Origin of the sequence: uncultured Arcanobacterium sp. (assembly GCF_947253055.1) — a bacterium.
Lineage (GTDB): Bacteria > Actinomycetota > Actinomycetes > Actinomycetales > Actinomycetaceae > Arcanobacterium_A.
In genome coordinates this window covers 1-2,942 of the sequence record NZ_CAMXYE010000112.1, presented here as the reverse complement: position 1 = coordinate 2,942, position 2,942 = coordinate 1, and the positions used below count along the sequence as shown (strand labels likewise).

The following is a 2,942-nucleotide window of genomic DNA, read 5'->3' as shown; positions in this document are numbered from 1 at the left end:
GGTTGGCTAGTAAAAAGTTCATAGGCAGCCTGCGTGATTGATCCGCATTCTGCCACTTTAATAATCTGTTCTAACTGTTCAAACCGCATCTAGAGCTGCCTCTATAATTTTCGATATTTGAAACATTTTATTCCATTGGCTGTAAATATGGAAGGTGAATTTAAGGTAAATTTCGATTTTTATTTACAAGCGGAAAATAAAGAAGGTGCCGAAGCGGATATTTCCGCTTCGGCACCCGCCGTTTCCGGTTTTTACATCCCGGAGATATTAATTTTTACTTCACTTCAAAAGCGCGGCTAGTACCGGTGTAAGGAGTAATTATTCCCTTCCAATTCTTCCAATCACCAGTTTGCACTAGTCGATAAGTACCCGGCTGGGTGTTGGGGTTAATCCTCCACTCGACAGTGGTAATAGAGCGGCTTGCTCCATCGCGCTGCCAGTGGTAGGAAGTATCCCAATCGTGATCATCTAGATAATCTTTCCAGTTACCATTTTCTAGCTTCTGTACTTTCGTAAAGCTATCCATTGTGCGGTAGTTATTCTTCGGGTGGGCGCCGCGGAACTTCGCAATCGCCGTTTCGCCACCTTGATAGCTTTCATTTGGCTCTTGGAGTACTTGCCCGAAAGTTTCACCATTCTTAACGTCATCGCGTACTACGCCGGGGCGCTGTGCGAAGAACTTAGTATTAGGAATCTTCGGGAGAGCTTCATCGGTGACTTGCTTTCCATCTAGCATGGCATTGGCAAGATAGCTTATTTCTTGCTTCGTGCCTGCAAGCTGGTAGGGGCCAAATTCGGTAGAAGCACCTTCGTAGTTTTGCTTAGCATATTCGGCGCGAGTGGCCATATATCCGGCATAGGCGTTCGCTGGGCTGGAAAGAATTACTTTCTTTACGCCGTCTGCTTTCATAATGTCGAGCGTCATTTCTTGGAGATGCCGCGCCGGCATAGTTGCTACTTCAAAGGGGATAGCGATAATGGCTACTTCGCCAATGCGTAGTACCTGGAAGGGGAGTTCCTTGGGGCTCCACCCAAACTTGCCATCTGCAACGAGAATAGGCTTTTCTGCTTGGCACGGATCTTTGCCGAGAGAAATAACCTTTCCAATTCCGCGAACTAAAGATCCCACGAAGCTCTGATCTACTTTCATATTGCGATCAAAAATGTCGAAATTGTCATTCGTCATTCCCTCGTATACGCCTGGGAAGTCTGATGGACCATTTTCAGCACCCGGAGCGAAAGAATAACCGCGGGCAGAGGTGCAGAGTTTCTGCTCGCCGTCTCCGTCAGTAAATTCCGCAGCTACCGTCCGGCCTGGCATCGTGATATAGCGAGCTCGCGCATCTAAATCGCCCTGCAAGCGCGTACCACCAGATTGGAAGAGCTCCCATGCTTTTTCAAATTGTGGCCCGCCGGCTTTCTCAGCATTTAAGAAATCATTGGCATCGCCTTCAAATCCGGGAGAAGAGTAAGAATTACCAGCTACTGCTACCACATCTCCCAATGAGGAATTGGCGAAGGCAGCTACGAAAGCTTGCGGATCTTTGGGGTTGCTCCCCATCTTCTGTTCGAATAGATATTGAGCGTAGCCCTTATTATCTGGGGAAACGTGTGTTTGCTTTAACGAGAAAGAAGTGGGATGTATACCAAACCAGTTGATGACTCCGAGTGGCTTTCCATCCTTTGAGCTGAGAGAAAGCTGCTCCATATCTTCTCTTACGTTGGTATCGTACTTAGAAGCATCGGGATTATTTGCGTATGCCTCTGCGGAACGATTCTTCGCAATTCCAGGAAGCTTTCCTTGCTGGAAGTCAATATGACCCGGCTGGAGATTATTATGTGCCCGCTCAATAGCTGACACAATTCCATTCACCATGGTATCTACAATCCGCTGATCGTAGTTGAAGCCAGCTCCGTCATTACCGGCAATCCGGTAGAGTTGATCGGTGGCCATACCAGAATTTCCCACGTGGGTGTGGGTAGCAGTAATCATTACGTTTTGGCTGTTATAAAGATCGCCATATTTATCCTTTAAGCGGTCTAACACAGCCAATCTGATATTGGAAAACATAGCTCCCGTATCTACGGAGACCATGACAATACGTTTTGTGGAATTGAGATTACCTACGATAAAGGCGTGGGCGTAAAGACGTCCATTTAGACCATTCATTTCCTGGCCAGCTGCATAACCGAAAGATCCAGTCTCAGCTACAGCGCCAGTTACATCATAAATGCCAGCTCCTACCAGATAATCGGCATCAGCTGGAGCCGCACTGGCAAGGGGAGCGGCTGTGAAAGCAAGGACGGAGAGTGCAATGGTAGCCAAACCGGCCCCTAACTTCCGCGCAATAGATAACTTAGCCATATAATTACTCCTCATTGAGTATTTTATTTTGGATATATTCCAGCAGCTTTCGCATTAGCGCCAATAACGCTAAAGCGAAGGTGGAATATTGTAAGAAAAGAGTGGGTACACAGATTTCTACCTAGTATCTTACCTCACAGAAAAAATAAATGAGGCATTTCGTGGTAAAAAATGGAAATTTGCAAAAATTTACAGTAAATCTCGGGCATCAGCAGAAAACTTGCTGATGCCCGAGAAAAGTGAAAACAGAGAAAGTAATTTGTGGATTAATTTCTTTCCGAAGAGTTTTCCAGCTTTACCAGTGGTTGTGGATCAGGCAGATCGCGTACCTTATGTAAAATTGCGAAAGAAATAAATAGAATGCAGATATAAGGAATACCGGCAATCCAAGCTACTGGCATAAGTTTCCAGAGGGTAATAAAGATGGCGGCGGAGGCCACAATTACCACAATATTTATCACTGGCGCACCCCGCAGGAAAGCTGGGGGGCGCTCGTCATCACTATGCTGCTGCTTCCAGTGGGCCCGGAAGCGCAGATGGGTAAGCATAATTACTACCCAGTTAATTAGAATTCCCA

At 46.4% G+C, this 2,942-nt stretch carries 1 protein-coding gene and 1 pseudogene; both read right to left on the bottom strand.

Annotation, left to right across the window (positions count from 1 at the left end; genetic code table 11):
- Nucleotides 1-274 precede the first annotated feature (274 nt).
- On the bottom strand, nucleotides 275-2,365 hold the full coding sequence (locus Q0X35_RS06380) for a neutral/alkaline non-lysosomal ceramidase N-terminal domain-containing protein (RefSeq protein WP_297566655.1): 2,091 nt from the start codon (nucleotides 2,363-2,365) through the stop codon (nucleotides 275-277).
- Nucleotides 2,366-2,631: 266 nt separating this feature from the next.
- Nucleotides 2,632-2,942, bottom strand: a pseudogene (locus tag Q0X35_RS06375) (amino acid permease); the annotation flags it as partial.

Bases quoted from the DNA above. Each gene is read 5' to 3' on its own strand.
- Q0X35_RS06380 (WP_297566655.1), bottom strand. From the start codon at position 2,365: ATGGCTAAGTTATCTATTGCGCGGAAGTTAGGGGCCGGTTTGGCTACC.